We start from the raw sequence: 26851 nt of genomic DNA, 5'->3' as shown, positions 1-26851 counted from the left end.
GAACGACGACCAGTGAATATTCTCACTCGCCAAGTGGATGTTAATGGTAGACACAGCAGCTGAGCGGGCTGGCTGGTCGCACGAAAGTGGGTCCCCGTGACCGAGCTCCCCGACGTCGCCCTCACCCGACGGTCCCTGCTGAGATCCATCGCCATCGTGAGCGGCCTGGCCGCCGTCCCCGGCCTCGCCGCGGCCTGCGGGTCGCCCGAACCGGCGGCCGGGGGCTCGGCTGGGGCGGCGAAGTCCCTTGACGTCCTCAAGGTCGCGCTGCCCTCCTCCCTCGGCTCGCTCGATGCGAGCAAGGAGGCGGGCATCATGAACTACGTCGTCGCGCTCCTGTGCCAGGAGGCGCTCGTCGGGGTGGGGCGCGACGGCAGCCTCCAGCCATCGCTCGCCGAGTCCTGGACCAGGAAGGACGCGACGACCTATGTCTACGCCATCCGCCAGGGCGTGACCTTCTCCGACGGGACGCCGCTGACCGCGGACGACGTCGTGGCCAGCCTCGACCTGCACGCGCGAAAGGGCTCCACCTCGGCCTTCGCGTACGCGTACGCCAACGTGAAGAAGATCGACGCGAGCGGGCCGGCCGAGGTCACGATCACGCTGAAGCGGCCCGACGCCTCGTTCGCCTGGACGCCCTCGCCAGGCACCCTCATGGTCACGAGCAGGAAGTTCATCGAGGTCTCCGGCGACGGCATCGGCACTCCCACCGCGAAGATCCTGGGCACGGGCCCGTACCGGGTGACGGAGTTCGCCCCCGACTCGCACGTGACGCTGGAGCGCAACGATGCCTGGTGGGGAGGCAAGGCCCCGTACCGCCGGATTGAAATCGACTTCGTTCCCGAGGAGTCGACCAGGCTCCTCGCCATGCGCGGCGGGTCCGTCGACGTGGCGCTGAACGTGCCCGCCGAGCAGATCGACCAGTGGAAGGGGCTGCCCGGTGTCGAGGTGAAGGCGGCGAGTGATCGCTCCCTCGTCACGCTCGCCTTCAACACCGCCAAGAAGCCGTGGGACGACGTCCACGTCCGCAGGGCGGTCGCCCACGCCGTCGACAGGGAGGGAATCCTCCGCAGCGTGCTGCGCGGTCACGGCAGGGTGGCCACCACGCTCACCGACCCCGCCCAGTGGGGCGGTGTGCTCGGTGAGGCGGAGGTGGAGAACCTGTACGCGAGCATTCCGCAGTACGGGTTCGACCTGGCCAAGGCACGTGCCGAACTGGCCGCCTCCTCGGTGCCCGGCGGCTTCGCCGACGTGCTGACCTACCCGAACAGCGGGCCGCAACTCGGCAGGGCCGCACTGACCCTCGCCGAGAACCTCAAGGGCATCGGCATCACCCTTGAGGTCAAGGAGGTCCCGCTGGAGCAGTGGATCGCCGAGCTCGGCAAGCACGCCTCCGGCGTCTACCTGGGATGGTACTTCGCCACCACGGGCGACCCCGCGGAGTACATCCAGCAGCTCCTGAACGGCGCCGCCACCGGTGTGAACGGCACGAACATCGCCGAGTATGCCAATGCCGAGGTGACCGGGCTGCTCGACGAGGCGAAGACCGGAACCGACGACACGGCACGCGGCAGGCTTCTCGGGGAGGCGCTGGTCAAGGCCGCGGGTGACGTCCCGTACCAGCCGCTCTGGTGGGGAGAGGCGGCGACGGCGTTCGGCCCCGGCGTGGGGACCGGCGAGTTCGGGCCCTACTTCTTCGTTGGTCCCTGGGCCACCGAGATCACCACCCGCTCATGACCGCGGCGCTGGAGGCGTACGCCGCACTCGCCGGTCTGCGCGTGCCCGAAGCCGTGGTGCTGGATCCGGAGGGGGCCCGCGTCGCCTGCGTTCTTCCGCGCCCGGACGGCCGTCCCGTCGCACACGTACTCGACCTGTCCGGAGCCGAGAGCGGGAGCCGAGGACCGGTCCCGGTGCCCGTTCCCGTGGCGGGCACGGGGACGGAATGGCACGCGTTGACGCGGTGGCTGCCGGACGGGAGGCTGCTGCTCGCCGCCGGTGACGGCCCTGACCTCGACCACGTCGAGGTCCGTTCCCCTGGCGATCCGGTCCCCGCCTGGCGGGTCCGGGTGGGAGGGGAGATCGAGGACCTCGTCCCCGGTGGTGACGGTACCGTGCTCGTGCGGTTCGCCGACCCCGGCAGCGAGCGTGACGGCAGCCACCTCGGCCTCCGGGTCCGTGACGAGACCGATCCCTTCGTCCGCACGCCGGGCGACAGGCGCAGGCGGCTCGCGTGGGCACGGGTGGGCGACGGGGAGCTGCGGCCGGTGCCGCTGCGCGGCCTGACCGTGTGGGACGCCGATTGGCGGGACGGCGTCGTACTGGCCGTCACCTCGGCCGACGAGACGCCCGCCGGGTACTACCGGCCCGCCCTCGACCTGGTCGATCCCGAGAGCGGTGAACCCCGGACCCTGCTGCGCACCTCCTGGCAGCTCAGCCGCCCCCGGCTGGCGCCCGGCGGGCGTACCGCCGTCGTGGTCGAGGGGCTCTCCATCGTCTCCGGGCGGATCATCCGCGTCGACCTCGTCACCGGGGAGGCGACGCCACTGGCCGCCGTCGACGACGTCACCGATCTGGGCTGGTTGGATGAGGACACCCTGTGGTTCGCCGGGTGGTCGGGTACCGGCACGCACGGCGGTACCCTGACCGCCGACGGCCGCCCGCTGACCCGCTGGACCTCCTGGGGAACCCTGGGCGGGCGCGACGGGCAACCGTCACTCTCGGTGGATCGCACCGGTGCGCTCGCCGTCGCCGTCTGGGAGACGGCCGAATGCCCCCCAGAGGTGGCGGTCGCCCAGGTGGCCAAGGGCGACTGGCGCCAGGTCACCGATCTCAACGCCGCGCTGGCGCCGCTCGCCGTGCACCAGGAGGAGGTCTCCTGGACCGGCCAGGACGGCCTCGCCGTCCAAGGTCTCCTGCTGCGGAGGTCGCCGATCTCACCCGCCGTCACCGTCGATCCCGCCGTTTCCCCGAACCTCTCCCCTTCCAGCGGTCCCGTCGGCCCCACGGGAACCGGCGGGACCGGGGCGGGACCGTCGCCGCTGGTGGTGATCGTGCATGGAGGGCCGACCTGGCTGTGGTCCACTGCCTTCGCGCCGGCCGAGTCCGGCGGGCTCGCCGCCGCGCTCGCGCACGCGGGGGCGGCCGTACTGCTGCCGAACCCGCGCGGGAGCAGCGGGCGCGGCCAGGAGTACGCGCGCCGGGTCATCGGGCGATTCGGCGAGGACGACTTGGGCGACGTCCTCGCGGGGGTGGACCACCTCGTCGCGGCCGGAGTCGCGGACCCGGAGCGGATGGCGGTCATGGGGCTCAGCTACGGCGGCTACCTGAGCGCGTGGGCGGTGACCCGAACCGGCCGGTTCCGGGCAGCCGTGGTGATGTCCGGGGTGAGCGACTGGCTCAGCTTCGCCACCGCGAGCAACCTCGGTGGCGGCTTCGACCTCCTCTACCACCGAGGGGCCGACCCCGCCACGCCCCAGGGCAGGGAGTTTCTCGCCGCCCGCTCGCCGGTGTGCCACGCGGCCGGGGTCACCACACCGACGCTGATCCTGCACGGCGCCGAGGATCGCACCACCCCCGTCGGGCAGGCGGAGCAGCTCTATCGTGCCTGGTCTGCGGCCGGCGTCCGGACCCAGCTGGTCGTCTACCCTCGGGAGGGCCACGAGCTGACGGAGGGAGCGCACCGCGGGGACGCGGCGGAGCGCGTGGTCGCGTGGCTGACAGGGAACGGGGTGCTCTGATGGCGGGGCGTGACCGGGTTCTCTTCCTGCTGCGCAGGTTCGCGGGCACCGTCGTCGTCGTCGCGTTGCTGTCGGTCGGCATGTTCGGTCTGCTCTACCTCGCCCCCGGCTCGGTCCAGCAGACCCTGCTGGGCACCCGCCCCGCCACCCCGGAGACCATCGCGGCGATCCAGGCCCGCTACCACCTCGACGAGCCGCTGCCCGCGCAGTACCTGCGCTGGCTCGGCGGCGTCCTCCACGGCGACCTCGGGACCTCGGTCAGGACCGGGATGCCGGTCGCCGACATGATCGGCCAGCGGCTGCCGCTCACCCTGGCGCTCGTCGGGTACGGCGCGCTGCTCGCCCTGCTCGTGGGGGTTCCGCTGGGCGTGGTCGGGGCGCTGCGGCGGGGCCGGGCCGCCGATCGCCTCGTCGTCACCGCCGGTGTGGTGGGGTTGAGCGCCCCGCCCTTCGCGGTCGGGCTGCTGTTGCTCGTGGTGTTCGCCGCGGGGCTCGGCTGGTTTCCCGTGTACGGGACGGGCGAGGGCCTGGCCGACCAGGTGTGGCACCTCACGCTGCCCGCGGTCGCGCTGGCCGTCGGCGCCGTGGGCATGTTCGTCCGCTTCAGCAGGGCGGCGCTCATCCGCGAGCTTGACCAGGACTACGTGGTCTTCGCCCGCGCGCGTGGCCTGGGCGGCGCGGCCGTCCTCGGATACGCGCTGCGCAACTCGCTGGTCCCCATCCTCACCGCGGCCGGGCTCATCGTGACCGGCATGCTGGCCGGGACCGTGCTGGTCGAGGTGACGTTCGCGCTTCCCGGTCTCGGATCACTGCTCGTCGACTCGGTCACCTTCAAGGACGTCCCGGCCGTCCAGGCGCTCGGGCTGCTGTTCACCCTGCTCATCGTCGCAGTCAACCTGCTGGTGGACATCGGCTACTCGGTGGCCGACCCCCGGGTCCGGTTCGGCGGGAGGACATCGTGAGCCCCACGGGCGGGCACGCTGTCGTGTCGGGTGGGAGGCTGCCGTGATTCGCTGTATCTCGCCTGAGGGGGCACCGTGAGAGGCCGTTTTCCGGCGGTCGCGCGGCGCCGTCCCCAGGTGGCCGTGGCCGGCGCGCTGGCCGTCCTGCTCGCCGTGGCCGTGGCCGCGGCGCTCTCGCCCTGGCTGGTGCCCGGCGCGACCGACCAGGACCTCGTGCTCGGCATCACCGGCCCCGCGCCAGGTCATCCGCTCGGCACCGACGACCTTGGCCGCGACGTGCTGGAACTACTCGTCGCGGGAGCCCGTACGGCCGTTCCCGGCGCGCTGTGCGTCGCCGCCGGGTCGATGCTGATCGGCAACCTCATCGGGTTGCCCGCCGGATACTTCGGCGGCTGGGCCGACGCGCTGGCCATGCGCTGGGCGGACCTGATGTTCTCCCTGCCTGCCCTGCTGGTGGCGATCGTCGTCGCCGGGGTACTGGGCGGAGGGTACGGCCTGGCGGTCGCCGTGCTCGTCGTGCTGTTCGCCCCCACCGACACGAGGGTGGTGCGCGGGGCCGTGCTCGAACAGCGGCACCGCCCCTACGTCGAGGCGGCACTGCTCAAGAACCTCTCCGCGTGGCGGATCATGACGAGGCAGATCTGGCCCAACATCGCCTCGGTCACGCTGGCCAACGGGTTTCTCAACTTCGCCTACGCCCTGGTGTCCCTGGCCTCGCTGTCCTTCCTCGGCCTGGGGGTGCCCGCGGGCTCGCCCGACTGGGGGCGCACCCTGGCGGACAATCGGGCCCAACTGCTCGTCAACCCCTGGGCAGTGGTCGCCCCCGGCCTCGCCATCATCCTCACGGCCGCCGCGCTGAACATCGTCGGTGACTGGCTTTACGAACGCGTCGATCGCCGGGGAAGGGCACGTTGAGATGAAGGAGTCCACCGGAACCGGGGCGACCGCCGAGCCCGCGATCCGGGTCGAGGGAATCAAGGTCCGGCAACCCTCCACCGGGCGGACCCTCCTGTCGGAGGTGTCGTTCGAGGTAGCGGCCGGAGAGTCGGTCGCCATCGTGGGGGAGTCGGGTTCGGGCAAGTCCCTCACGGTCCGTGCGATGCTCGGCCTGCTGCCTCAGGGGCTGGAGGCCACGGGGCAGGTGCGCATCGCGGGCGAGCGGGTGGACGACGACCCGCGTGCCCGGCGGCGGCAGCGCGGCGGCGTGGTCTCCCTCCTCATGCAGGACCCGTTCACCCTGCTCAACCCGTTGCGCCGGGCCGGGCGCCAGATCGCCGACGGGTTGCCGAAGGGCGCGGACGCGGCCGTCGAGGTGCCGCGGCTGCTGGCGGAGGTGGGTCTGCCGGCGAATGTCGCGGGGCGCTACCCCTTCCAGCTGTCCGGCGGCATGCGCCAGCGGATCGGGCTGGCCGCCGCGCTGGCCGGAGGGCCGCGGGTGCTGGTCGCCGACGAGCCGACGACCGCGCTCGACGCCACCACCCAGCGCGAGGTCCTCTCCCTCATCCGGCGTGTCCAGCGCGAACGGGACATGGCGTTCGTCCTCATCACCCACGACCTGCGCCTGGCCTTCTCCACCTGTGACCGGGTCATGGTGATGTACGCGGGACGGGTCATGGAGACCGGCAGTGCGGCGGCCGTGCGGCATGAGCAGTTCCACCCGTACACCAGGGCGCTGCTGGCGGCCGAGCCGCCCGCGGACCGGCGGCTCGCGGTGATCCCCTCAGTGCCGGGGGCCGTCCCCGCGCACGACGCGGCGGCAGGGCGGTGCGGGTTCGCCGACCGGTGCTCGCTGGCCGTGCCGGAGTGCCGCGCGGGAGTGCCGGAGCCACGTCCCGTACGCGTGTCGGGGCGCGTCCGCGAAGGGCAGCTGTCGGCGTGCCTGCGGGCAGCCGAGCTGCCTGCGCCGCCCGCGCCGGAACCGGGGGTCGTCTCCAGGCCGCCGGTCGCGGCCGAGCCGGTACTGGAGGTGCGTGACCTGCGCCGGTGGTTCGCCGGGAGCCCGCACCCGGCGCTGGCGGGCGTGAGCCTGACGGTCGCTCCGGGCGAGGTCGTCGGTGTGGTCGGCGAGTCCGGATCGGGCAAGACCACGCTGGCCCGATGCGTCGCCGGGCTGGAGCGTCCGGACGGGGGTGCGATCCTGCTTGGCGGCGCGGATTGCTCCGACTACGGGCGGATGGGGCGCGCGGCCGTGCGCCAGGCCCGCCGGATCTCACAAATGATCTTCCAGGACCCCTATTCGACGCTCAACCCCGCCCGGACCGTGGGGGCGACCCTGCGGGAGGCGCTGTGGGCCGACGGCCGTCCCGCCGGGCCGGACGACCTCGCCCGGCTCCTGGAGTCGGTCGGCCTGGCCCGCGACATGGCCGGGATGCGCCCGGCAGGGTTGTCCGGCGGTGAGCGGCAGCGGGTGGCGATCGCCCGCGCGGTGGCGGGCGAGCCCCGCCTGCTGATCTGCGACGAGCCGGTGTCGGCGCTCGACGTCTCGGTCCAGGCTCAGGTGCTGGGTCTCCTCGCCGAGCTGCGGGAACGACTGTCCATGGCGATGCTGTTCATCACCCACGATCTGGCCGTGGTCCGCCAGATCGCCGATCGGCTCTACGTGCTGGAGTCGGGGACGTGCGTGGAGACCGGCCTCGCCGACCGGGTGCTCGACGCGCCCGAGCATCCCTACACCCGGGCGTTGCTGGCCAGCGTCCCCGACGGCTCCGGCGACTGGCTGGACTGACCGGCTCGCGCGCTCCGGCGGAGAACCGCCCGTGACGGTCGTCAGTCCTCGGAGAACGAGATCAGGGTCAGGACGCGGCAGGCGGCGGAGCCAGTGGTGTAGACGTGGTCGGACTCGGCGGCGAAGCGCACGGCGTCGCCTGCGGCGATGGTGACCGACCACTCCTCGGTCTCGACGGTCACCTCGCCGGAGACGACGTAGGCGTGTTCCACCGAGCCGCGGCCGTGGGAGCTCTTGGCGCTGCGGGTGTCCGACGGGATGTGGCCCTCGGCCAGTTCGAAGCGGCGCCGGTCGGGGGCCGCGAACAAGGCGCGGACCGTCGTGTCCCCGGCGGGGAGGACGAGTCCCTCGTCGTGGCGGATCACCTCCGGGCCGGTCAGGTGGACCCGGGTCAGCTCGCCGAAGGTCAGTTCCAGGGAGGCCGCGAGCCGCGACAGCACCTCGACCGTGGGGTTGGCCACGCCGCGCTCGACCTGGGAGATGAGCGCCTTGCTCACGCCGGTCACCTCGGCCAGCTCGCGAACGCTGAACCCTCGGGCTAGGCGGGTGCGGCGCAGGTTGGCGGCGATCGCTCCGCGCACCCCCGAAGACTCAGGGGGAGCGGGTGTCATGCCGACGGCGATGCCATTCTCGCGCTGCACGTCTGTCTCCTCTTCCCGATCCGATCGGTATCCATGATGCAGGAGGTCAGCCGATCAGGGCGAGGCGGTGGGCGGCAGCGGCCGCCTCGCCCCGGGTGGAGACGCCCAGCTTGCCGAGGATGTTGGAGACATGGACGCTCACGGTCTTGGCCGAGATGAACAACTCGGCGGCGATCTCGCGGTTGGACCGTCCCTGGGCGACCAGCCGGAGCACCTCCAGTTCGCGCGGGGTCAGCAGCTGCTCCCCGCTCCCCGTCCGGTCGATGAGGGAGATCCCCACCCGGCGGGCGAGCGAGGAGATCTCGCCCGCCAGTGGCCGGGCGGAGATCGCCACGGCGATCGGATGGGCGGTGCGCAGCCGGTCGGCGGCACCGTCGCGATCGCCTGCACCGGCCGCCGCCCGTCCGGCGTGCAGCAGTGACCTCGCCTGCGGGAGGGGACGGTCCAGTCGTTCCCAGGCCGCGGCCGCGGCGTCGTGGTCGCGGGCGACACCGAGCCGGTAGGCCTCGGAGACGGGGTTGTCCACGGTCATCGCGGCCGCCGCCTCCTCGACGCGGGCGCGCAGCGCCGCCACCCGTTCGGGGGCGAACGCCCCGATCGTCTCGCAGACCCCTCCGAGCAGGTCGAGCATCCGCCAGCCCAGCATGGGCTTGCTCATGATCCGTTCCTCCCGGGCCACCCGCTCGGCGACCTCCAGCGCGGCCAGCGGCTCCCCGTCGAGCATGTGCAGGCCGATCAGGAGCCGGGAGTTGGTGGTCAGCTCCTGGGTGAACTCCTCCGAGGCGGCGTCGAAGGCGCCCACCTCGTTCAGGACGGACCTGAGCACGTCCGTCTCGCCCCGGGCGAGCGCCACGTCGGCGCGGATCCGCCGCAGGTGGTGGCGGGTACGCAGGATGGGGTCCATGCCCAGGGCCTGCTCGGCCAGCTGGGCCGCCTCCTCGAACCTGCCCAGCGCGTCCAGCGCCTCGGCCCGGTTGTTGGCGATGAAGGTGCCCTGGACCCGGTAGAGGCCGTACTTCCTGGCCAGTCGCTCCCCTTCGAGCGCCAGCTCGATCGCCTCGGCGGAGCGGCCCATGTTGTTCAGCGCGTCCACGTTGTTGGCGAGGGCGCGCAGCACGCTGCCGCCGGAGCCGACGCGCTCGCCGATCGCCTGCGCTCTCGCGTTGAGCCGGGCCATGGCGTCGATGCGTCCCGCGATCGAGTCGCCCAGCGCGAGGTTGAGCAGCAGCTCGGCCTCCAGGGGCTCCTCGCCGTACTCGCGCACGATCCGCAGCGCCTCCTCGGTGAGCGCCGTCCCCTCGTCCAGTTCGCCGCTGAACATCAGGTACGACCCCAGCTTGGACAGCACCTCGGCGCGGTCCAGCCCCGGTTCGGGGACCAGCCGCTCGGCGTAGCGGAGATCGTCGAGCACCCCCGGCTTCCGTTTGGCCTTCTTGAACTGCGACCTTCGTACCAGCAGGTCCGCCACCCGCGCGGGCTCGGTCCGCTCGTCGAGCTCGTCCAGTGCGGCCTTGACGAACTTGCTGCCCCTGTCGACCTCCCCGCACGCGCTCGCGGCCTCCGAGGCGCGCTCCAGGACCGTGGTGTGGTCGACACCGATGCGTTCGGCGGCGTCGGGGACCTTGCTCCACAGCGTGAGCACCCGCTCAAGCAGCTGCATCATCTCCTTGTAGGCGAAGGTCTTCGCGGCCTTGCCCGCGGCCTCCCAGGCGGAGATGAGGGCCCAGAGGTCGTTTCTGGCGGAGTGCCAGTGGTGGGCGATCTCGATGGCGGCCCGGCCGGGCGGGACGAGCGCGCGGTCGTTGCCGATCTCCTCGGCGAAGCGGGCGTGCAGCCGTACGTGCTCACCCGGCAGGAGCTCGTCGTGCACGGCCTCGCGGATCAGCGCGTGCCGGAAGACATAGGCGTGGCCGTCGGTGACCTGCAGCACGTTGGCCGCGATCGCGGTGCGCAGCGCGTCGTCGAGGTCGACGTCGGACAGGCCGCTGACCGCGGCGAGCAGGGCGTGGCCCACCCGGATGCCGCCGGCCGCGGCGATGCGCAGCACCCGCTGGGTCTCCTCGGGGAGCCGCTCGACGGAGCCGATGATCAGGTCGTGCAGGGAGTCGGGGAAGGTGCAGTCGCCGCCGCACTCCATCAGCGCCTCGACGAAGAGCGGGATGCCCTCGCTGCGCTGGAAAACCCTGTTCACCTGGGCGAGCTCGGGTGCGGTGCCGAGGATGCCGGCCATCTGGGCCGCCACCTCCGGCAGGGTGAGCCGGGGCAGGTCCATCCGGAGGACCCCGTCCAGCCGGCCGAGCTCGGCGAGCACCGGCCTGAGCGGGTGCTGGCGATGGAGCTCGTCGGAGCGGTAGGTGAGGACCATCAGCACGGGTGCGGCTCGAAGGTTCCGGCTGAGGAAGGCGATCAGGTCGCGGCTGGAGCTGTCGGCCCAGTGGACGTCCTCGATGAGGAGGATCACCGGCCGGCTCTCGGCGAGCCGTTCCAGCAGGGTGAGAACCTGCTCGAAGAGCCGAGCCCGGGCGGTGTCGCTCTCCGTGTCGCCGCTCGGCTCGCCGAACTCGGGCAGCAGCCGGGCCAGGTCGCGTGCCCCTCCCTCGGGGAGCAGCGCCGCGACCTCCTCGGCACCGCACTCGCGGACGAGCTGGCGGATCGCCGCGGTGAACGGCGCGTAGGCGAGGCCCTCGGTCGACAGCTCCACGCAGCCCCCGTTAAGCACGTGGGCGCTGTCGGCCGAGGCCCGTTCCGCGAAACACCCGATCAGCCGTGACTTGCCGACGCCGGCCTCGCCGCCGAGCAGCACCGTCGTCGCCGCGTTCTTCCGTGTCTGTTCGAATGCCTCGGTCAGATCCGCAAGCTCCGCCTCCCGTCCTACAAAGACGGGGCTTACCGCCCGACCCACCATGTCCGTCAGCATGTCATGCCTTACAGGTAGCACTCTCCTTATTTTTCGCTCGGTGAAATCGATCTTCTATGGGGGCAGAGAGGCCCGGCCGGACAGCAGGCGGCCGGGCTCTCGGGACGTGGTCATGCCGGAATGATCTTGCCGAGGAGGCCCTTGCGGCGCTTGCCGCCCGAGCGGGCCTTCCTGGCCTGCTGAGCCTCGCGGGCGAGGCGGTGGCTGTCGGCCTGCTCGCGGAGCTCGATGGTCCTCTGGGTGATCATCTGGAGCTGAAGCTCGGGACCCATGGGGGTTCCTTCCTGGTGTGGCGCTTTCCTTACACACTCAAGATTCGTCCTAAGGCCCCCGGTCCCACATCGGGAGGATGTCCTATATCCGGGCCGCTCCGCGCCCCACCCCATACCTAGACCCTGTTTCGGCCACCGCGGATCGCGCCTGCCAGCTCGCCCGGAGAAGGCCGCCGAGCGGCGCCGATCCGAGCCTGGCCTCCCTCACCCTGCTCGCGTTCGCCGTGGGCGTGCGCGCCGGGGAGGTGGTTCCAGGTGCTGTCCGGCAATCCGGTGGAGTGATCCACCGGTGGGGAGGCTCCGGATTTCCGGCCGCCTCATCCGCGAACGGTTCCGTGTCGCCGGCCCTCGCGCGACACGGAGAGCCCGGACCCGGCGGATGTTGACGAAAACCGACGGGAGGGCTGTGCAAGGTCCAGTTTGGAACTAATCACACCAGTGGGCATGCTGGAGAGGTGTCAACTATGACTACCTCGCTCGCGGACGTGGCCACGTCCAACGCCACGCTGCGAACCTTCCTGCACGGCCTGCCCGGTGTCGATCGCGTGGGCGCCGACCAGCGCGCCGCGATGCTCGGCACCCGATCCATCAAGACGACCGCCAAGGCCCAGGCCATCGATCTGGCCATCGGCATGGTGGACCTGACGACCCTGGAGGGAGCCGACACCCCGGGTAAGGTCCGCGCGATGTGCGCCAAGGCCCTCCACCCCGACCCGGCCGACCCCTCGGTACCCAGGGTGGCCGCGGTGTGCGTCTATCCCGACCTGGTCGCCGAAGCCGCGACGGCGCTGAAGGGCACCGGTGTCAAGGTGGCCAGCGTCGCGACCGCCTTCCCCAGCGGACGCTCCTCGCTCGACGTCAAGGTCGCCGACACCGTCTTCGCGGTGGCGGCCGGAGCCGACGAGATCGACATGGTCATCGACAGGGGCGCGTTCCTCGCGGGTGACTACGTCAAGGTCTTCGAGGAGATCGTCGCGATCAAGGCCGCCTGCGGCGCCGCCCACCTGAAGGTGATCCTGGAGACCGGAGAGCTGTCCACGTACGACAACGTGCGCCGCGCGTCCTGGCTGGCCATGCTGGCCGGGGGCGACTTCATCAAGACCTCCACCGGAAAGGTGCAGCCCGCCGCGACCCTTCCGGTGACGCTGATCATGCTGGAGGCGGTTCGCGACTTCCTGGCAGTGACCGGCCGGAAGGTCGGGGTGAAGCCCGCGGGCGGCATCCGGACCACCAAGGACGCGATCAAGATGCTCGTCCTGGTCAACGAGACCGTCGGCGAGGGCTGGCTCAGCCCCGACTGGTTCCGGCTCGGCGCCTCCACACTCCTCAACGACCTGCTGATGCAGCGCCAGAAGATGGCCACCGGCAGGTACGCGGGTCCCGACTACTTCACCCTCGACTAAGGCGTTCACATGTTTGAGTACGCACCGGCGCCCGAGTCGCGTGACGTCGTCGACATCAGGCCGTCCTACGGCCTGTTCATCGACGGTGAGTGGGTCGACTCCCAGGGCGGGGATCTTCACAAGACCGTCAACCCGGCGTCCGAGGAGGTCCTGGCGGAGGTCGCCTGGGCGACGGAGGCCGATGTCGATCGGGCGGTCTCGGCCGCCCGCAAGGCGTTCGGCGTCTGGTCGGCGCTGCCCGGCTCGGAAAGGGCCAAGTACCTCTTCAGAATCGCGCGGATCATCCAGGAGCGCTCGCGCGAGCTGGCCGTCCTGGAGTCCCTGGACAACGGCAAGCCCATCCGCGAGTCCCGCGACGTGGACCTGCCCCTGGTGGCGGCCCACTTCTTCTACTACGCAGGCTGGGCGGACAAGCTGGGATACGCCGGGTACGGCCCCGGTCCGCGTCCGCTCGGGGTGGCCGGCCAGGTCATCCCGTGGAACTTCCCGCTGCTCATGCTCGCCTGGAAGATCGCCCCTGCCCTGGCCTGCGGTAACACCGTGGTCCTCAAGCCCGCCGAGACCACCCCGCTGACCGCGCTGCTGTTCGCGGAGATCTGCGCGCAGGCCGACCTGCCGCCCGGCGTGGTCAACATCGTGACCGGTGCCGGACAGACCGGCGCCGCCCTGGTCGACCACCCCGACGTCGACAAGGTGGCCTTCACCGGCTCCACCGAGGTCGGCCGCCAGATCGCCAGGTCGGTCGCGGGCTCCGGTAAGAAGGTCACCCTGGAGCTCGGCGGCAAGGCCGCGAACATCGTGTTCGAGGACGCCGCGCTGGACCAGGCGGTCGAGGGCATCGTCAACGGGATCTTCTTCAACCAGGGCCACGTCTGCTGTGCGGGCTCCCGGCTGCTGGTGCAGGAGTCGATCGAGACGGAACTGCTCGACGCGCTGAAGCGGCGGCTCGGCACGCTCAGGCTGGGCGACCCGCTGGACAAGAACACCGACATCGGCGCGATCAACTCCGCGGCCCAGCTCGCCAGGATCCGCGAGCTGTCGGACCTGGGGGAGGCGGAGGGCGCCGAGCGCTGGTCCCCGGCCTGCTCGCTGCCCGACAAGGGGTTCTGGTTCCCGCCGACCATCTTCACCGGTGTCGCCCAGTCACACCGGATCGCCCGCGAGGAGGTCTTCGGCCCCGTGCTGTCCGTGCTGACCTTCCGCACCCCGGCCGAGGCGGTGGAGAAGGCCAACAACACCCCGTTCGGCCTCTCGGCGGGCGTGTGGACGGAGAAGGGTTCGCGCATCCTGTGGATGGCGAGCAGGCTCCGCGCCGGCGTCGTCTGGGCCAACACCTTCAACCGGTTCGACCCCACCTCGCCGTTCGGCGGCTACAAGGAGTCGGGATACGGGCGAGAGGGCGGACGGCACGGGCTGGAGGCGTACCTCGATGTGTGAGCATCAGCGCCTCAGGCGCCGTCGCCGTCGTGCCCAGAGCACCCGGGGGCACGGCTTCGCCCGCGCCGGACGGCCGGTGCTGCGCGGCTGGTTCGCCCACCGGTGCGGCGTGAGCCGCTGCGGTCAGGTCTTCGTGCCGGCCCGGCTGGCGCAGCAGGAGAGCTCGTGGAGAGGGCTGGGAAATGAGTAAGGCGGAGAAGCCGGGCCGGGCGCGGGCGACCAAGCAGGCCCCGGAGCAGGCCACTGATCAGGCCCCGGGGCAGGCCACGGACCCCGGGGACGGACGTCAGCCCGCACGGCTCGCCGTGCGCAAGACGTACAAGCTGTACATCGGCGGGGCGTTCCCGCGCTCCGAGAGCGGAAGGTCCTACCCGGTGACCTCCTCCAGCGGCGACTTCCTCGCCAACGCCGCCAAGGCCTCCCGCAAGGACGCCCGCGACGCGGTGACGGCCGCGCGCAAGGCCTTCGGCGGCTGGTCGGGTGCCACCGCGTACAACCGGGGACAGGTCCTCTACCGCGTCGCCGAGATGCTGGAGAGTCGCCGGGCCCAGTTCATCGCCGAGCTGGCCGAGTCCGGGACGAAGAACGCGCGGGAGGTCGTGGACGCGAGCGTCGACCGGCTGGTCTGGTACGCCGGATGGTCGGACAAGATCGCCGCGGTCGCCGGGTCCGCCAACCCCGTCGCCGGTCCCTACTTCAACATCTCCTCGCCGGAGCCGACCGGCGTGGTCGCGGTGGTCGCCCCCGACAAGCCGCTGCTCGGGCTCGTCTCGGTGATCGCCCCGGTGATCGTCACGGGCAACACCTGCGTGGTGATCGCGAGCGAGCGCGCCCCGCTGCCCGCGATCACCCTGGCCGAGGTGCTCGCCACCTCGGACCTGCCCGGTGGGGTGGTCAACATCCTCACCGGCTCCGTCGCCGAGATCGCTCCCCATCTGGCCGCGCACATGGACGTCAACGCCCTCGACCTGGCCGGGGTCACCGACAGGGCCGTGGCGGTCGCGTGCGAGGAGGCGGCGGCGGCGAACCTCAAGCGGGTCCTCCGTCCCGCCGAGACCGACTGGTTCGCAGACCCGGGCACCGGACGGATGACCGCCTTCCTGGAGACCAAGACGGTCTGGCACCCCACCGGCGTCTGACCCGTACGGGGCCGCCCGCGCGGGTCTCTCCCGCAGGCGGCCCCGGCGCCGCGCCGGCCGGTTGCCCGGCGCGGCGGTAGGCGGCGGCCAGACGGAAAGCCGATCAGGCGGGCAGGGCGTGGCGGGTCCAGGGGCGGGCGGTCTCCAGCTGGCCGGCCAGGGCCAGGAGCTGCGCCTCACCCCCCGGGGCGGCGACGAGCTGGACGCCGATCGGCATGCCGCTGGAGTGCCGGCCGTACGGGACGGTCATGGCGGGCCAGCCGGCCATGTTCCAGGCCGCGGTGGCGGGCGCGTACGTCAGGTTGGCGCGGGCGTTCGCCAAGAGCCCGCGCCGGCCCCAGCGCTCGGCGGCCGGTGGCAGGGCGGCGAGCGTCGGCGTGACGAGCACGTCGGCGTTGCCGAACCACTGGTCGGCGCCGTACGCGCGCCAGCGGTCACGGCCCGTCGTGCCGTCCGCCCCGAACCTGGCGAGCAGCCGTCCGGCTCTCGCCAGGGCCCTGGTGCGCCGTTCGAGACGGCGCGGGTCGAGGCCGGCCACGTCGCCCCTGGCGCACCCGAACCAGGTGGCGACAGCGGCCGCACCGACCCCGAAGGGCATCCGCTGGGGGTGCTCCACCACGGTGTGCCCCGCCGCGCCCAGGACCTCCGCCGCCCCGGTCACCGCCCGCTGGAACTCGGCGTCCACCGAGAGCCCGGAGGGCAGCGGCATCGGCGCGACCGCGATCCGCAGCCTCAGCGGTTCCGACAGGGTCAGCCCGCCCGGGTAGTCGTCGATGGCGCTGTCCACGCCGAGTGTCTCGCTCTCGCCGGGCGTCGCCAGTGACATGTCATCCGCCATGACGGCCAGGGCCAGGGCGAGATCGGCCACGGTCGTGGCCAGCGGGCCGTTCTCCGACATCCCGTACCAGTCGTGCTCGGGCGGCGGGACCACCCCGTGACCCGGCTTGATCGAGACCAGGCCGCAGCAGGCGGCCGGGATGCGCAGCGAGCCCAGCCCGTCGTTGCCGTGGGCCAGCGGGACCATGCCCGCCGCCACGGCGGCGGCGCTCCCGCCCGACGACCCGCCGGGGGTGCGCCCGAGGTCCCACGGGTTGCGCGTCACGCCGTACACGCTGTCGGAGAATCCGACCAGGCAGAGCTCCGGCACGTTGGTGATGCCGACGACCACCGCGCCCGCGGCCCTGAGCCTGGCCACCACGGGATGGTCCTCGTCCGCGGGCGCGTCCGGCGTCGCCGCGGAACCGTTGCGGGACGCCTCGCCCCTGATCGGCACATTGTCCTTGATCGCGATCGGCACCCCGGCGAGCGGCAGCCCGGACAGGTCCGCCCGCTCCTGTAGTGCCCGCGCCTCGGCCAGCGCCCGCTCGGCGAGGACCGTGCGGAACGCCCCGACGCGCCCGTCACGCTCGGCGATGGCGTCGAGGTGCTCCTCGACGACCATGGGCGCGGTGACCTTCCCCCGTCGCACGGCCTCCGCGATCTCCACTGCGGAACTTCCCACCCACGACATGAACCGAGTGTGGTCCGGCGAGTCCGTCAGGGGAAGCGTCCCACGTCTCAATCAGATGACTTGTCCGGCTCATCGGTGTTATTCCGTTCGCCCCGCCGGGGCTCGCGACCCGCCGCCTTGAGTGCCAGGCGGAGCGCGTACTCCAGCTGGGCGTTGACACTTCGCAGGTCGTCGGCCGCCCACTTGGCGATCACCTCGTAGACGGCCGGGTCGAGTCTCAGCAGGATCTTCTTGCGCTCAGCCATAGAGGCTGCCGGCGTTGACCACCGGCTGCGTCGCCTTGTCACCGCAGAGGACGACCAGCAGGTTGGAGACCATCTGCGCCTTGCGCTCCTCGTCGAGTTCCACCACCTCATCCTCCCGCAACTTGGTCAGCGCGAGCTGGACCATGCCGACCGCGCCGGCGACGATGTGGGTGCGCGCCGCGACCACCTGGGCGGCCTGCTGCCGGACCAGCATCGCCTGGGCGATCTCCGGAGCGTAGGCGAGGTGGGTGATCCGCGCCTCCAGCACCTCCACCCCGGCGAGCTGGGTGCGGTCGCTCAGCTCGGTGGTGAGCTCGGCGGCCACCTCGGCGCCGTCGCGCAGGCTGGTGCGGCCCTCCTCGTGGGCGTCGTACGGGTGGCTGGTGGCCAGGTGCCTGACGGCGGCCTCGGACTGGATCGCCACGTACTGCTCGTAGTCGTCCACGGAGAACGTCGCCTTGGCGGTGTCGGCGACCTTGTAGACGACGACGGCGGCGATCTCCACGGGGTTGCCGTCGGCGTCGTTCACCTTGAGCTTGGTCGTCTCGAAGTTGCGCACCCGGAGGGTGACGCGCTCCTTGCTGGTGAACGGCAGCACCCACTGGAACCCGGCCTGGTTCACCGTCCCGATGTAGCGGCCGAAGAACTGCACGACCTTCGCCTCGTTCGGGTTGATCACCGTGAACCCGGTGGCCATGACCGCCGCGACGATCCCCCATCCGATCGCCGCGGCGATCAGCTGCGTTTCCCCCGCCGTCCACCCGGCCCAGGCCAGGACGGCCCCGAGCGCCAGGAGTCCGACCAGGACGCCGAATCCGCTCATCCGGAAAGCACGTCGTTCCATGTACGCCACCTTTGCTATCGAAGTGATATCACTACGATAGCTCATAAAAGCCGGCCGCGCGCCGGTCGTCGGGTGAGGTGCGAAGACGGCCGCAACACGCCAGAAAGAGGCCGCGGGCTGGTGTAGCCCCAGGTGAGCGGCGTCGGCGCGAAAAAGGGTTTCCGTGCGATATCCCCGGATTCAGGGGGCCGATTGTCCGCCAACAGGAGCCGTCCGGTGTTGCCGTACCGGCGGCGCAACGGTCGTGGGAACGGGGAGCATCACCTCCACCGTGGTGCCCTCCCCAGGCTCGCCGTTGACGAGGCAGACTCCGCCCAGCTCTGCGGTGCGCTCGCGCATGGAGGCCAGGCCGACGCCCGAGTGGCGCTTCGGCGGCAGGCCCACGCCGTCGTCGGCGATCAGCAGGCGCAGCGCCTCGGGCTCGCGGTGCAGCTCGACACGGACGCGAGTGGCACGCGCGTGCCGCCGGACGTTGGTCAGCGCCTCCTGCGCGATTCGGTAGACGGCCACCTCGACGGCGGCGGGCAGGTCGGTCAGGTTGCCCTCGGCGCTCACCTCCGTGGCGGGGCCTTCGGGGGCGGCCGGCCCGGCCAGCGCCTGTACGGCGGCGGCCAGGCCCAGATCGTCCAAGGCGGGCGGGCGCAGGCCGTAGACGAGCTGCCGGATGTCGCCGGTGACCGCGTCCATGCCGGAACGCAACTCGCGCAGCAGCCCGTCCGCCGCCTCCGGGGAGGTCTTCAGGCTGAGGCGGGCCATGTTGATGGTCATGGCCATCCCGCTGAGCGTCTGGCCCAGGCCGTCGTGCAGGTCGCGGCGTAGCCGCCGCCGTTCCTCCTCCCGGGCGGTCAGGATGCGCTGCCGGGAGCGCTGCAGGTCGGCCGCCATCCGCAGCGCGTGCGCCACGTCGGCCGCGTACGGGACCAACGTGGCCAGCACCCGCTCGTCGTGTGCGGCGGGGAAGCGGCGCGGGGTGGGCGGGCCGACCAGCAGCCGCCCCACCTGCTCGCCGTGCCAGATCAGCGGCACCTCGCGCGGGGAGTCGCCGACCTGCCCGCTGACCGTGCTCGCCACGCTGACCTGGTGCCCCGGCTCGCCGCCGGTCACCTCCACCGTGACCCCCTGTACCGCCAGGCCCTCGCGCAGCACGCCGATCACCGAAGCCAGCGCCTGCGCCGGATCTCCCCGGCGCACCTCCTGGACCAGCCGCTCGGCGAGCACGCGTGGGTCGCCGACCGGGCCGTAGAGCAGGCGGTCGACGGCACGTTGCAGCATCCGGCGCAACGGCTGGAAGAACGCGCCGGTGAACAGGGCGGTGACCAGCCCGGCGATCTGGTCGAACCCGGACACCATCAGGCTCGACAGCGCGGCCACACCGAAGTAGACCCCGCCGACCACGGCCAGCAGCCCCGCGGCGACGAAGGTCCGGCTGATGATGGTGTCGATGCCGTACAGCCGGTAGCGCATCACCGAGAACACCATCGCGACGGGGATGAGCGCCGCCCAGAGGACCGACAGCCAGTACAGCTCCGGCGCGACCAGGCTCATGAGCATGAACACGATGTACCCGGCGAACGCCGACAGCGGCCAGCCGATCTGCCGCCTGCCCGCCGGGTCCGCCCGGCGAAAACGCGGCAGCAGGGACAGCGCCGCCAGCGGGATCGCCACGAAGATCCCCGTCCAGATCAGCACCACCATCACCGAGTCGTACGGCGCCAGAGCGGGGATCTGCAGCGGGTTGGGGATGACGGCCGGAAACGGGGAGTCCTCGAGCGGCGGATCCGGCCGCACGAACTTGCGCGCGGTCTCGGCACCGACGGACACCACACCCAGCAGCACCACCGCTCGCCAGCGCCGCGAGGGCAACCTGCCATCCGGGGAGTACAGCGGCAGCAGTATCTCCAGCGCGAGCGTGCACGCTGCCCAGCCCACCTGCGCCGGGAATCTCAGGAGCCCCGCCAGCGCGAGATCCCCGCGTGCCGCGGACTCCAGCGCCGTCGCCTGGGAGAAGTCGAAGACGGCACCGCCGAGCCCGCCCGCGCACATCAGCCATGCCAGCTTGAGCCGAGGCCGATGCGCGATGAGGAACGCGCCGACCACGGGAAAGGTCACCCCCGCCGCCGTCAGCGGCGTGACCGTCACCGGCAGCCGCCACTCCTCCGGAAGCCCCGCGAAGATCAGCATGGCCGCGACCACCAGCGCCGGAGACAGCACGGCCAGGACGACGGCGACCGTCCGGGCTGCCCACGCCATCCCGCCCCTGCTTTCCGGCTCCCGTTCCTGCCTAACCCCAGTGTGCCTGCGGAACGGCACAAAGGATGCTATTTACCACCATCGTGGCAGGGGTGTTACCAACTGGTCCGAGATATGTCGTGCGAGGCCTTCGCGGCGGCGCCGGCGTATTCCCCCCAGGTGAGGTTTCCGGCCTTGTCTCCGGGAGTGCCTGGTATGGCTCCCGGGTCGGTAGGGGAGGTGAGCGGAGCCCGGAGTCAGCGCCGTGTCAGCGCCGTGGGTTGGTGCGGCGGGTGGCGGTGGCCGACATGGGGTCGTCCGGCCAGGGATGCCGGGGGTAGCGGCCGCGGAGCTCGGCGCGGACCGCGCGGTAGCCCTCGCGCCAGAACGAGGCCAGGTCGGCGGTGACCGCGGCCGGACGGCCCGCGGGGGAGAGCAGGTGGATCACCAGCGGGACTCCCGCGACGCGCGGGGTCTCGGCCCAGCCGAACAGTTCCTGCAGCTTGGCCGCCAGTACCGGCTGCTCGCCCGAGTAGTCGATCCTGATCCGCGACCCGCTCGGCACCTCGACCCGTTCCGGGGCCGTCTCCGCCAGCCGGGCGTTCCACGGGACCAGGCGGTGCAGCGCGGAGACCACGTCGAGGCGCTCCAGGTCGGACCGGCGGCGGGCCCGCGACAGCTCGGGCTCCAGCCAGCGGTCGGCCGCCTCGATCAGCGCGTCGTCGTCCGTCGCGGGCCAGGGGTCGCCGAGCGTGCGCCGGCAGAAGGCCAGGCGCTCGCGCAGGGCCACGGCCTCGGGCGTCCAGCGCAGGATCGACAGGCCCTCGGCGCGCAGACCCTCCAGGACGGCGGGTCGTACGTCGGCGCCGCGGAGCGCGCTGTCGGCCAGCTCGATCGCGCCCAGCCGTTCCACCCGGCGAGCCGACACATCGCCCCGCCGCTCTCCCGGCGGTACGCGCCAGATGATCTCCTCGTCGGAGCCGTACAGGGGAGCCGCGGCGAGCCTGGCGATCTCCTCGTCGATCACCACCGCCTGCCTGATCCTGGCGGACGCCACCCCGGCGGGCCGGTCCGCGACCGCGATGGCCAGCCACTCCGCCGTCCCCAGCCGCGACCCGCGTGGCAACTCGGCGGCCGTTCCCGAGGTCATCAGGTACGACCCGCCCCGCCGCCGCGCCACCCGCTCGGGGTAGGCCAGCGCCACGACGATCCCGGCCACGGCATCGTCGTCCCAGGCCGTCTCGTCTTTCTTCGCCGTCCTGCCGCCCCGGGGCGTGACGTCGGCGGACAGTGGCCGTCCCTGACGCCGGTCGGGGCCGGGGACGGCGCGAGCCAGGCGCCCGGCCTCCTGACGCCACCGGGCGGAGAAGCCGTCCCCGCCCCGGCGCGCGGCGCGCCAGACCGCCACCAGGTCGTCACCCGCGTCCCGGGGCAACTGCTCCGACAGCAGCGCCACGACCTCGGCGACCCGGGACCTCGCGTTGCTCCCAGTACCGGTCCCGGGGCCGGTCAGGGGATCGGTCCCGGCATCGATCAGGGCCCGTGCCAGACGCGGATGGACCCCGGCCCCGGCCATCCGCCGTCCCCGCTCGGTCACCCGGCCCATGGTGAGACCCGGCGCGCCAGGGGAGTCCAGGGCGCCCAGGGCGTGCAGGGTACGGCGGGCGGCGTCCATCGCGGCGGCCGGGGGCGGGTCGAGCAGGGCCAGGCCGGTGGCGGTGGGGTCGCCCCAGCAGGCGGCCTGGAGGGCGAAGCCGGTCAGGTCGGCGAGCGCGATCTCGGGCCGCGCGTGCTCGGGCAACCGCTCGTGCTCGGCCCGCGACCAGCAGCGGTAGACCACGCCCGGTGCCTCGCGGCCCGCCCGCCCCGCCCGCTGGGTGGCCGAGGCCCGGGACGCGCGGACCGTGGTGAGCGAGCCGAGGCCGCGGGCGTGGTCGGTACGGGGCTCCCTGGCCAGGCCGGAGTCGACCACCACCCGTACGCCGGGCACGGTCAGGCTCGACTCGGCGACCGAGGTGGCGAGAACCACCCTGCGCCCCTCACCCGGGGAGAGAACCGCGTCCTGGACCCGGGCCGGCGCCTGGCCGTGCACCTGGAGGACGTCGACGCCGGGAAGCATCGCGGCCACCCGGCCGATCTCGCCGACGCCCGGCAGGAAGCAGAGCACGTCCCCCTCGTGCTCGGCCAGCGCACGCCGTACGACGGCTGCGACATGGGCCAGGAACGCCGGGTCCACCCGCATGCCGTGGGGCGGCGCGACCTTCCCTGGGGGCGGGGCCCAGACGGGCGTGACGGGATGCGCGGTGCCGGCCGCGTGCACGATCGGCGCGGGGTCGCCCGAGCCGAGGAGGCGGGCCCAGGGGGCGGCGTCGGCGGTGGCGGAGGTGGCGACGATCCGCAGGTCGGGACGGAGCGTGGCGCGGACGTCGAGCAGGAAGGCCAGCGCGGTGTCGGCATCCAGGTGGCGCTCGTGGCACTCGTCCAGCAGGACCGTGTCCACGCCTTCGAGGTCGGGGTCGCGCTGGAGTCGCTGGAGGAGGACCCCCGTGGTGACGACCTCGACGACGGTCCTCGCACCGGCCCTGCGCTCGCCGCGGACGGAGAACCCGACCTCCGCGCCCACCTCCGACTCCAGCAGCCATGCCATCCGCCTGGCCGCCGCCCGTACCGCCATCCGCCTCGGCTCGGCCACGATCACCCGCTTCGCCACCGGGCCGTCGAGGAGCCCGGCCAGCGCGAGCGGGACGAGCGTGGTCTTGCCGGTGCCCGGGGGTGCGGTGAGCACGGCGACGCCCCGCTCACCCAGCGCCGCGAGCAACTCGGGCAGGGCATGGCGGACGGGCAGGCCGGACCAGTCGGAACGCACCCGTCCAGTGTCCACGAGCCCGTCCCGCCACGAGACGCGCCCCCGGCACGCGCTGTCGCCTTCCGCCGGCGAAGTCAGCCGGGCGGGGCATGTCCCGCCGCCGGTGTGATCCACAACACGGGGGCGAAGAGGCACGTGAGGGCGAGTGGCCAAGCGCACGCCGCGGGGGCCGGCATGACCTGTCAGCTCGGGGCGTCGAGCCGGGGCTCCTCGTGCGAGACGCCCTTGAGCTCGTGAAAGCCCGGCGTCCCCGCCACCAGCAGCGTCCCGTCCCACAGGCGGCCCGCCCGCTCTCCCGTGGGAATCCGGGAGATCACCGGGCCGAAGAACACCACGCGCTCGCCACCGGTGGCGGGGCCGGTGGCGGCGACCACCGGGGTGCCGACGTGTTCGCCGATCAGGCCGATGCCCTCGGCATGGGAGGCCCGTACCGCCTCGTCGTAGGCCGTCGACATCCCGGCCCCGGCCAGCTCCGCCGGCAGCCCCGCGGCGGCCAGGGCGGCGTCGAGAGCACCGGCCCAGTCCGTCTCAGGTGCACGCGCGACGGTCCACATCGCGGTGTACAGCCTGCCGAGCGCCTGCTGCCCGTACTCCTGTCGTACGGCGGCGCAGACGCGTACGGGCACCCACAGGTAGCCCTCGGTGTCGCCCTCCGGATCCTCGTCACGGCCCTCGTTGAGCACCGACAGGCTCATCACGTGCCAGCGCACCTCGACCGGCCGTACCTTCTCCACCTCCACCAGCCATCGTGAGGTGATCCAGGTGTACGGGCAGGAGGGGTCGAACCAGAAGTCCGCGATCGTCTTGTCCATCCTGCCCGTCCTTCCCGGCTCTCCGATCATCATCCCCGGTCGTGCCCGGGCAGCGTGCCACCTTCACCGGATCGCGCGCCACAACCGACCCGCACGGCCTTTCCCACCCGCGATAAAAAGCGAACCGGGTTTGCTTTTGAACCCGGTTCAGTTTTATTGTGCTCGTATGGCGGGACTGCGAGAGCGGAAGAAGGAGCAGACGCAACGGCGGATCGCCGCGGTGGCGCTGCGGCTGTTCGCCGAGCGCGGCTTCGACGCGGTGACCGTCAACGAGATCGCCGAGGCCGCCGAGGTGGCGAAGGTGACGCTGTTCAAGTACTTCCCGACCAAGGAGTCGCTCGTCCTGCGGGGCGTGGGGCAGGAGGACCTGGCGGGGATCGTCACCGCGCGGCCCGCCGGGCAGTCGCCGCTGGAGGCCCTGCGGGCGCACTACCGCGCGTTCGCCGCCGAGCCGGCGACGGCCGTGGACAGGGACGCCCTGATCACCCAGATGCGGGTGATCTTCGCCAGTCCCGCGCTCAGCAGCGGCGCGAACGACCTGCTCCACGGGCAGCGCCAGGCGCTGGCGCTGGCGCTGGCCGAAGAGCACGACGAGTTGACGGCCGCTCTGATGGCCGCCCAGATCACCGCCTCCGTGCTGACCCTGCAGGAGAGGTTCTTCCGCCTCCTGGTCTCCGGCGCCTCGCCGGAAGAGGCGGGCCACGACCTGTGCGGAGACGTCGAACTCGCCTTCGACCTGCTGGAGTACGGCATCAACCGACAAGGGAGACAGTGACGTGCGCGCGCGAGGAATCAACTACGACACCGGGTTCCTTCCCGGTCGCGACAACAGCCGCAAGGTGTTCGATCCCGACGCCGTCCGGCATGACATGGGCGTCATCGCCGATGAGCTGCACTGCGACGCGGTACGGATCTCCGGCGGCGATCCCGCGCGGCTGAGCGTCGCAGCCGAGCACGCCGCCGCCGCGGGGCTGGAGATCTGGTTCGCCCCCTTCCCCGTCGACCTCCCGCCCGAGGCGATGCTCTCGACCTTCGCCGACTGCGCGGAGCGGGCCGAGGCCGTGCGAGGCGGCGGGGCCGAGGTGGTGTTCGTGACCGGATGCGAGATCAGCGGCTTCGGCGCCGGGTTCATCCCCGGTGCCACGTACCGCGATCGCCTGCAGACGATAAGCACCGCCGACATGGAGTGGTGGACCTCGCTCGGCCCCGTCCTGGAGCGGCTCAACGGTTTCCTGGCCGAGAGCGCGGACGCTGTCAGGACCCGTTTCGGCGGGCCCGTCACCTACGCGGCGGCCCCGTGGGAGTTCGTCGACTGGGCCCCGTTCGACATCATCGGCGCCGACGCCTACCGGGCCGCCTACAACGCCGCCACCTTCCAGGAGGAGCTGCGCGACAAGTTCAAGCACGGCAAACCGGTCGCGGTGACCGAGTTCGGCACCTGCGCCTACCGGGGGGCGGGCGAGCGCGGTGGCATGGCCTGGCAGCCGCCGGAGGGCGCCGTACGGGACGAGGGCGAGCAGGTGCGCTACTTCACCGAACTGCTGGACGTCTTCGAGAAGGAGGGGGTGGACACCGCTCTCTGGTTCACCTTCGCGGGCTTCAGCCACATCGGGGACGGGGACATCGCCTCCTACGGCGTGGTCAGGATGCTCGACGAGAGGCGCTGGGCACCGAAGGAGGTGTTCCACACGATGGCGGCCAGATACGCCCGCGACCGAGCCGTCCGGCGAGACTCATGAGTCACCGGGGAGGCCCGGGAGGGGGACGGACGGTCTGAGCCGCCGACGCCGGGACTTCAGGCCGACGGGTCGAGGACTCCGGTGCTCACCAGGGCGATGATGAGGACGCCGAGGGCGATCCGGTAGATCACGAAGCCGGTGAAGCGGTGGGTGCTGATGTACTTCAGGAACCACGAGACGGCCAGGTAGCCCACGATGAAGGAGATCACGGTGGCCAGGATCGTGGGCCCCCAGTCGGGGGCGCTGCCATCGCCGATCTTGAACAGCTCCAGGAAGCCCGAGCCGAGCACGGCCGGGATGGCCAGCAGGAAGGAGTACTTCGCGGCCTCCTCCCTGCGGTAGTCCAGCAGCAGCCCGGCGCTGATCGTGCCGCCGGAGCGGGAGACGCCGGGAACCAGGGCGAGCGACTGGGCGAAGCCGTAGATCAGGGCATGGGTGAAGCTGAGGTGCCGCTCCAGGGTGAGCTTGTTGCGGGCGGTGTGGTCGGCGAACCACAGCACCAGCCCGAAGACGATCAGGGTCGTGCCGATCAGGCGCAGGTCGCGGAAGACGCTCTCGATGGAGTCCTTGAAGAGCAGGCCGAGCACCACGATCGGAATGGTGCCCACGATGACGTACCAGCCCATCCGGGCGGAGTGGTGGCCGCGCAGGTCGGGTGTCCACAGGGACCGCGTCCAGGTGGAGATGATCTCCCAGATCTCCTTGCGGAAGTAGATCAGCACCGCGGCCTCGGTGCCGAGCTGGATGACCGCGGTGAACGCGGCTCCGGGGTCCTGCCAACCGAAGAACGCCGAGACGACCCGGATGTGGGCACTGGAGGAGATCGGCAGAAACTCCGTCAGTCCCTGAATCAGTCCGAGGACCACGGCTTCGAACCAGCTGATCACTTGAGCGCCTTCCGTACCAGCACGTGCGTAACCTACGCGAGGCTAGCGGAGCGCACGGTAGGCGTGATCGGTCATTCAGCTGATGTTCACCATTGCTTTTTTGGACATACGCCCTCGTGTTTCTGACTTTTCATCTTTTGGCGCCAGTGGAGGGGAGGACTCAGGCGCGGTGTGCTCTGAGAGGGGTGCGACCCGCGTGGCGGGCCGTCCGGAGCAGGCCGGACGGCCCGAGAAGGGGGAAGGCGCGGGTCGCACGGCCCTGCCTACTGCCGGGTTATCTTGACGTCGTCCACCCCCGCCTCGACCAGGGAGGCGGTCGAGGCGTCGGCGGCCTCGACGAGGATCCGGACGCTCTGCCCGGCGAAGGCGGAGATGTCGACGTCGGCCGCGCCCCAGGCGCCGTTGCGGTTGGCGGCCGCGCCGAGCTGCTGGAACACCTGGGTGGTGGTGGAGCCGACGACCTTCACCCGCAGGAAGTCGGCGGTG

Annotated in this window: 21 protein-coding genes and 1 pseudogene; 11 read left to right on the top strand and 11 right to left on the bottom strand. The window is 72.0% G+C overall.

All coding sequences use genetic code 11. The annotated features are described in order from the left end of the window. Positions 1 to 96: 96 nt before the first annotated feature. From ABT130_RS20780 to ABT130_RS20760, 5 genes are all read left to right on the top strand, one after another. A complete protein-coding gene (locus ABT130_RS20780; protein ID WP_350957447.1) occupies positions 97 to 1737 on the top strand; it encodes an ABC transporter substrate-binding protein in 1641 nt (546 codons plus the stop codon). Then, the gene (locus tag ABT130_RS20775; RefSeq protein ID WP_350957444.1) at positions 1734 to 3737 is read left to right on the top strand and encodes an alpha/beta hydrolase family protein; all 2004 of its coding nucleotides are present in this window, start codon (positions 1734 to 1736) and stop codon (positions 3735 to 3737) included. Before ABT130_RS20780 ends, ABT130_RS20775 begins: the two co-directional genes overlap by 4 nt. Beyond that, positions 3737 to 4699 carry an ABC transporter permease gene (locus ABT130_RS20770; RefSeq protein ID WP_350957442.1) on the top strand — a complete coding sequence of 321 codons (963 nt, stop codon included), beginning with the start codon at positions 3737 to 3739 and terminating at the stop codon, positions 4697 to 4699. Before ABT130_RS20775 ends, ABT130_RS20770 begins: the two co-directional genes overlap by 1 nt. Before the next feature lie 75 nt (positions 4700 to 4774). After that, positions 4775 to 5614 carry an ABC transporter permease gene (locus tag ABT130_RS20765; RefSeq protein WP_350957439.1) on the top strand — a complete coding sequence of 280 codons (840 nt, stop codon included), beginning with the start codon at positions 4775 to 4777 and terminating at the stop codon, positions 5612 to 5614. A gap of 1 nt (position 5615) precedes the next feature. Beyond that, positions 5616 to 7424, top strand: a complete 1809-nt coding sequence (locus ABT130_RS20760; protein ID WP_350957436.1) for a dipeptide ABC transporter ATP-binding protein — start codon at positions 5616 to 5618, stop codon at positions 7422 to 7424. A gap of 41 nt (positions 7425 to 7465) precedes the next feature. Here ABT130_RS20760 and ABT130_RS20755 read toward each other — a convergent pair whose 3' ends face one another. The 3 genes from ABT130_RS20755 to ABT130_RS20745 all read right to left on the bottom strand — a co-directional run bounded on the left by ABT130_RS20755 (position 7466) and on the right by ABT130_RS20745 (position 11254). Beyond that, a complete protein-coding gene (locus ABT130_RS20755; RefSeq protein ID WP_350957433.1) occupies positions 7466 to 8065 on the bottom strand; it encodes a helix-turn-helix domain-containing protein in 600 nt (199 codons plus the stop codon). A 46-nt stretch (positions 8066 to 8111) separates the two neighbouring features. Next, positions 8112 to 10970 (bottom strand): helix-turn-helix transcriptional regulator, encoded by a 2859-nt coding sequence (locus ABT130_RS20750; protein ID WP_350957430.1) that lies wholly within the window; start codon positions 10968 to 10970, stop codon positions 8112 to 8114. Between the two features lie 122 nt (positions 10971 to 11092). Next, complete coding sequence (locus ABT130_RS20745) at positions 11093 to 11254, bottom strand: hypothetical protein (protein ID WP_350957427.1); 162 nt, start codon at positions 11252 to 11254, stop codon at positions 11093 to 11095. Positions 11255 to 11718: 464 nt separating this feature from the next. Here ABT130_RS20745 and deoC point away from each other — a divergent pair, with 464 nt between their 5' ends. The 4 genes from deoC to ABT130_RS20725 are packed head-to-tail and all read left to right on the top strand — an operon-like array spanning position 11719 to position 15233. Next, positions 11719 to 12657 (top strand): deoxyribose-phosphate aldolase, encoded by a 939-nt coding sequence (gene deoC, locus ABT130_RS20740; protein WP_350917986.1) that lies wholly within the window; start codon positions 11719 to 11721, stop codon positions 12655 to 12657. A 9-nt stretch (positions 12658 to 12666) separates the two neighbouring features. Next, positions 12667 to 14094, top strand: a complete 1428-nt coding sequence (locus tag ABT130_RS20735) for an aldehyde dehydrogenase family protein (RefSeq protein WP_350917983.1) — start codon at positions 12667 to 12669, stop codon at positions 14092 to 14094. After that, positions 14087 to 14284: a hypothetical protein gene (locus ABT130_RS20730; protein WP_157594674.1), complete on the top strand. Its 198-nt coding sequence runs from the start codon at positions 14087 to 14089 to the stop codon at positions 14282 to 14284. Before ABT130_RS20735 ends, ABT130_RS20730 begins: the two co-directional genes overlap by 8 nt. Continuing rightward, positions 14277 to 15233 (top strand): aldehyde dehydrogenase family protein, encoded by a 957-nt coding sequence (locus tag ABT130_RS20725; RefSeq protein WP_350957424.1) that lies wholly within the window; start codon positions 14277 to 14279, stop codon positions 15231 to 15233. The genes ABT130_RS20730 and ABT130_RS20725 overlap by 8 nt, the downstream gene beginning before the upstream one ends. Before the next feature lie 103 nt (positions 15234 to 15336). Here ABT130_RS20725 and ABT130_RS20720 read toward each other — a convergent pair whose 3' ends face one another. From ABT130_RS20720 to ABT130_RS20695, 6 genes are all read right to left on the bottom strand, one after another. Beyond that, positions 15337 to 16743, bottom strand: a complete 1407-nt coding sequence (locus ABT130_RS20720) for an amidase (protein WP_350957421.1) — start codon at positions 16741 to 16743, stop codon at positions 15337 to 15339. A 47-nt stretch (positions 16744 to 16790) separates the two neighbouring features. Continuing rightward, positions 16791 to 16988 carry a type II toxin-antitoxin system antitoxin gene (locus tag ABT130_RS20715; RefSeq protein WP_326635151.1) on the bottom strand — a complete coding sequence of 66 codons (198 nt, stop codon included), beginning with the start codon at positions 16986 to 16988 and terminating at the stop codon, positions 16791 to 16793. Then, the gene (locus ABT130_RS20710; RefSeq protein ID WP_350957419.1) at positions 16981 to 17832 is read right to left on the bottom strand and encodes an SPFH domain-containing protein; all 852 of its coding nucleotides are present in this window, start codon (positions 17830 to 17832) and stop codon (positions 16981 to 16983) included. The genes ABT130_RS20715 and ABT130_RS20710 overlap by 8 nt, the downstream gene beginning before the upstream one ends. Before the next feature lie 180 nt (positions 17833 to 18012). Continuing rightward, positions 18013 to 20082 carry a sensor histidine kinase gene (locus tag ABT130_RS20705; RefSeq protein WP_350957416.1) on the bottom strand — a complete coding sequence of 690 codons (2070 nt, stop codon included), beginning with the start codon at positions 20080 to 20082 and terminating at the stop codon, positions 18013 to 18015. 247 nt (positions 20083 to 20329) lie between these two features. Beyond that, on the bottom strand, positions 20330 to 22927 hold the full coding sequence (hrpB, locus tag ABT130_RS20700) for an ATP-dependent helicase HrpB (RefSeq protein WP_350957414.1): 2598 nt from the start codon (positions 22925 to 22927) through the stop codon (positions 20330 to 20332). A 182-nt stretch (positions 22928 to 23109) separates the two neighbouring features. Next, entirely contained in the window at positions 23110 to 23739 is a 630-nt protein-coding gene (locus ABT130_RS20695; protein WP_350957411.1) for a DsbA family protein, read from the bottom strand. A 166-nt stretch (positions 23740 to 23905) separates the two neighbouring features. Here ABT130_RS20695 and ABT130_RS20690 point away from each other — a divergent pair, with 166 nt between their 5' ends. Together ABT130_RS20690 and ABT130_RS20685 are read left to right on the top strand one after the other, a co-directional pair. Beyond that, complete coding sequence (locus ABT130_RS20690; RefSeq protein ID WP_350917961.1) at positions 23906 to 24514, top strand: TetR family transcriptional regulator; 609 nt, start codon at positions 23906 to 23908, stop codon at positions 24512 to 24514. A gap of 1 nt (position 24515) precedes the next feature. Beyond that, positions 24516 to 25478 (top strand): glycoside hydrolase family 113 protein, encoded by a 963-nt coding sequence (locus tag ABT130_RS20685; RefSeq protein WP_350957409.1) that lies wholly within the window; start codon positions 24516 to 24518, stop codon positions 25476 to 25478. Between the two features lie 56 nt (positions 25479 to 25534). Here ABT130_RS20685 and ABT130_RS20680 read toward each other — a convergent pair whose 3' ends face one another. After that, the gene (locus ABT130_RS20680) at positions 25535 to 26365 is read right to left on the bottom strand and encodes an undecaprenyl-diphosphate phosphatase (protein ID WP_350917956.1); all 831 of its coding nucleotides are present in this window, start codon (positions 26363 to 26365) and stop codon (positions 25535 to 25537) included. 263 nt (positions 26366 to 26628) lie between these two features. After that, a pseudogene (locus ABT130_RS20675) lies at positions 26629 to 26851 on the bottom strand (aminopeptidase); the annotation flags it as partial.

Origin of the sequence: Streptosporangium sp. NPDC001681, assembly GCF_040298085.1 — a bacterium.
Classification (GTDB): domain Bacteria; phylum Actinomycetota; class Actinomycetes; order Streptosporangiales; family Streptosporangiaceae; genus Streptosporangium.
This window is presented reverse-complemented; position numbering and strand designations above follow the sequence as displayed.

What these genes read in the sequence shown, in the direction of transcription:
- ABT130_RS20775 (WP_350957444.1), top strand. Translation starts at nt 1,734, where the DNA reads ATGACCGCGGCGCTGGAGGCGTACGCCGCACTCGCCGGTCTGCGCGTG.
- ABT130_RS20770 (WP_350957442.1), top strand. Translation starts at nt 3,737, where the DNA reads ATGGCGGGGCGTGACCGGGTTCTCTTCCTGCTGCGCAGGTTCGCGGGC.
- ABT130_RS20760 (WP_350957436.1), top strand. Translation starts at nt 5,616, where the DNA reads ATGAAGGAGTCCACCGGAACCGGGGCGACCGCCGAGCCCGCGATCCGG.
- ABT130_RS20750 (WP_350957430.1), bottom strand. Translation starts at nt 10,970, where the DNA reads ATGGTGGGTCGGGCGGTAAGCCCCGTCTTTGTAGGACGGGAGGCGGAG.
- ABT130_RS20745 (WP_350957427.1), bottom strand. Translation starts at nt 11,254, where the DNA reads ATGGGTCCCGAGCTTCAGCTCCAGATGATCACCCAGAGGACCATCGAG.
- deoC (WP_350917986.1), top strand. Translation starts at nt 11,719, where the DNA reads ATGACTACCTCGCTCGCGGACGTGGCCACGTCCAACGCCACGCTGCGA.
- ABT130_RS20735 (WP_350917983.1), top strand. Translation starts at nt 12,667, where the DNA reads ATGTTTGAGTACGCACCGGCGCCCGAGTCGCGTGACGTCGTCGACATC.
- ABT130_RS20730 (WP_157594674.1), top strand. Translation starts at nt 14,087, where the DNA reads ATGTGTGAGCATCAGCGCCTCAGGCGCCGTCGCCGTCGTGCCCAGAGC.
- ABT130_RS20725 (WP_350957424.1), top strand. Translation starts at nt 14,277, where the DNA reads ATGAGTAAGGCGGAGAAGCCGGGCCGGGCGCGGGCGACCAAGCAGGCC.
- ABT130_RS20720 (WP_350957421.1), bottom strand. Translation starts at nt 16,743, where the DNA reads ATGTCGTGGGTGGGAAGTTCCGCAGTGGAGATCGCGGAGGCCGTGCGA.
- ABT130_RS20715 (WP_326635151.1), bottom strand. Translation starts at nt 16,988, where the DNA reads ATGGCTGAGCGCAAGAAGATCCTGCTGAGACTCGACCCGGCCGTCTAC.
- ABT130_RS20710 (WP_350957419.1), bottom strand. Translation starts at nt 17,832, where the DNA reads ATGGAACGACGTGCTTTCCGGATGAGCGGATTCGGCGTCCTGGTCGGA.
- ABT130_RS20705 (WP_350957416.1), bottom strand. Translation starts at nt 20,082, where the DNA reads ATGGCGTGGGCAGCCCGGACGGTCGCCGTCGTCCTGGCCGTGCTGTCT.
- ABT130_RS20695 (WP_350957411.1), bottom strand. Translation starts at nt 23,739, where the DNA reads ATGGACAAGACGATCGCGGACTTCTGGTTCGACCCCTCCTGCCCGTAC.
- ABT130_RS20690 (WP_350917961.1), top strand. Translation starts at nt 23,906, where the DNA reads ATGGCGGGACTGCGAGAGCGGAAGAAGGAGCAGACGCAACGGCGGATC.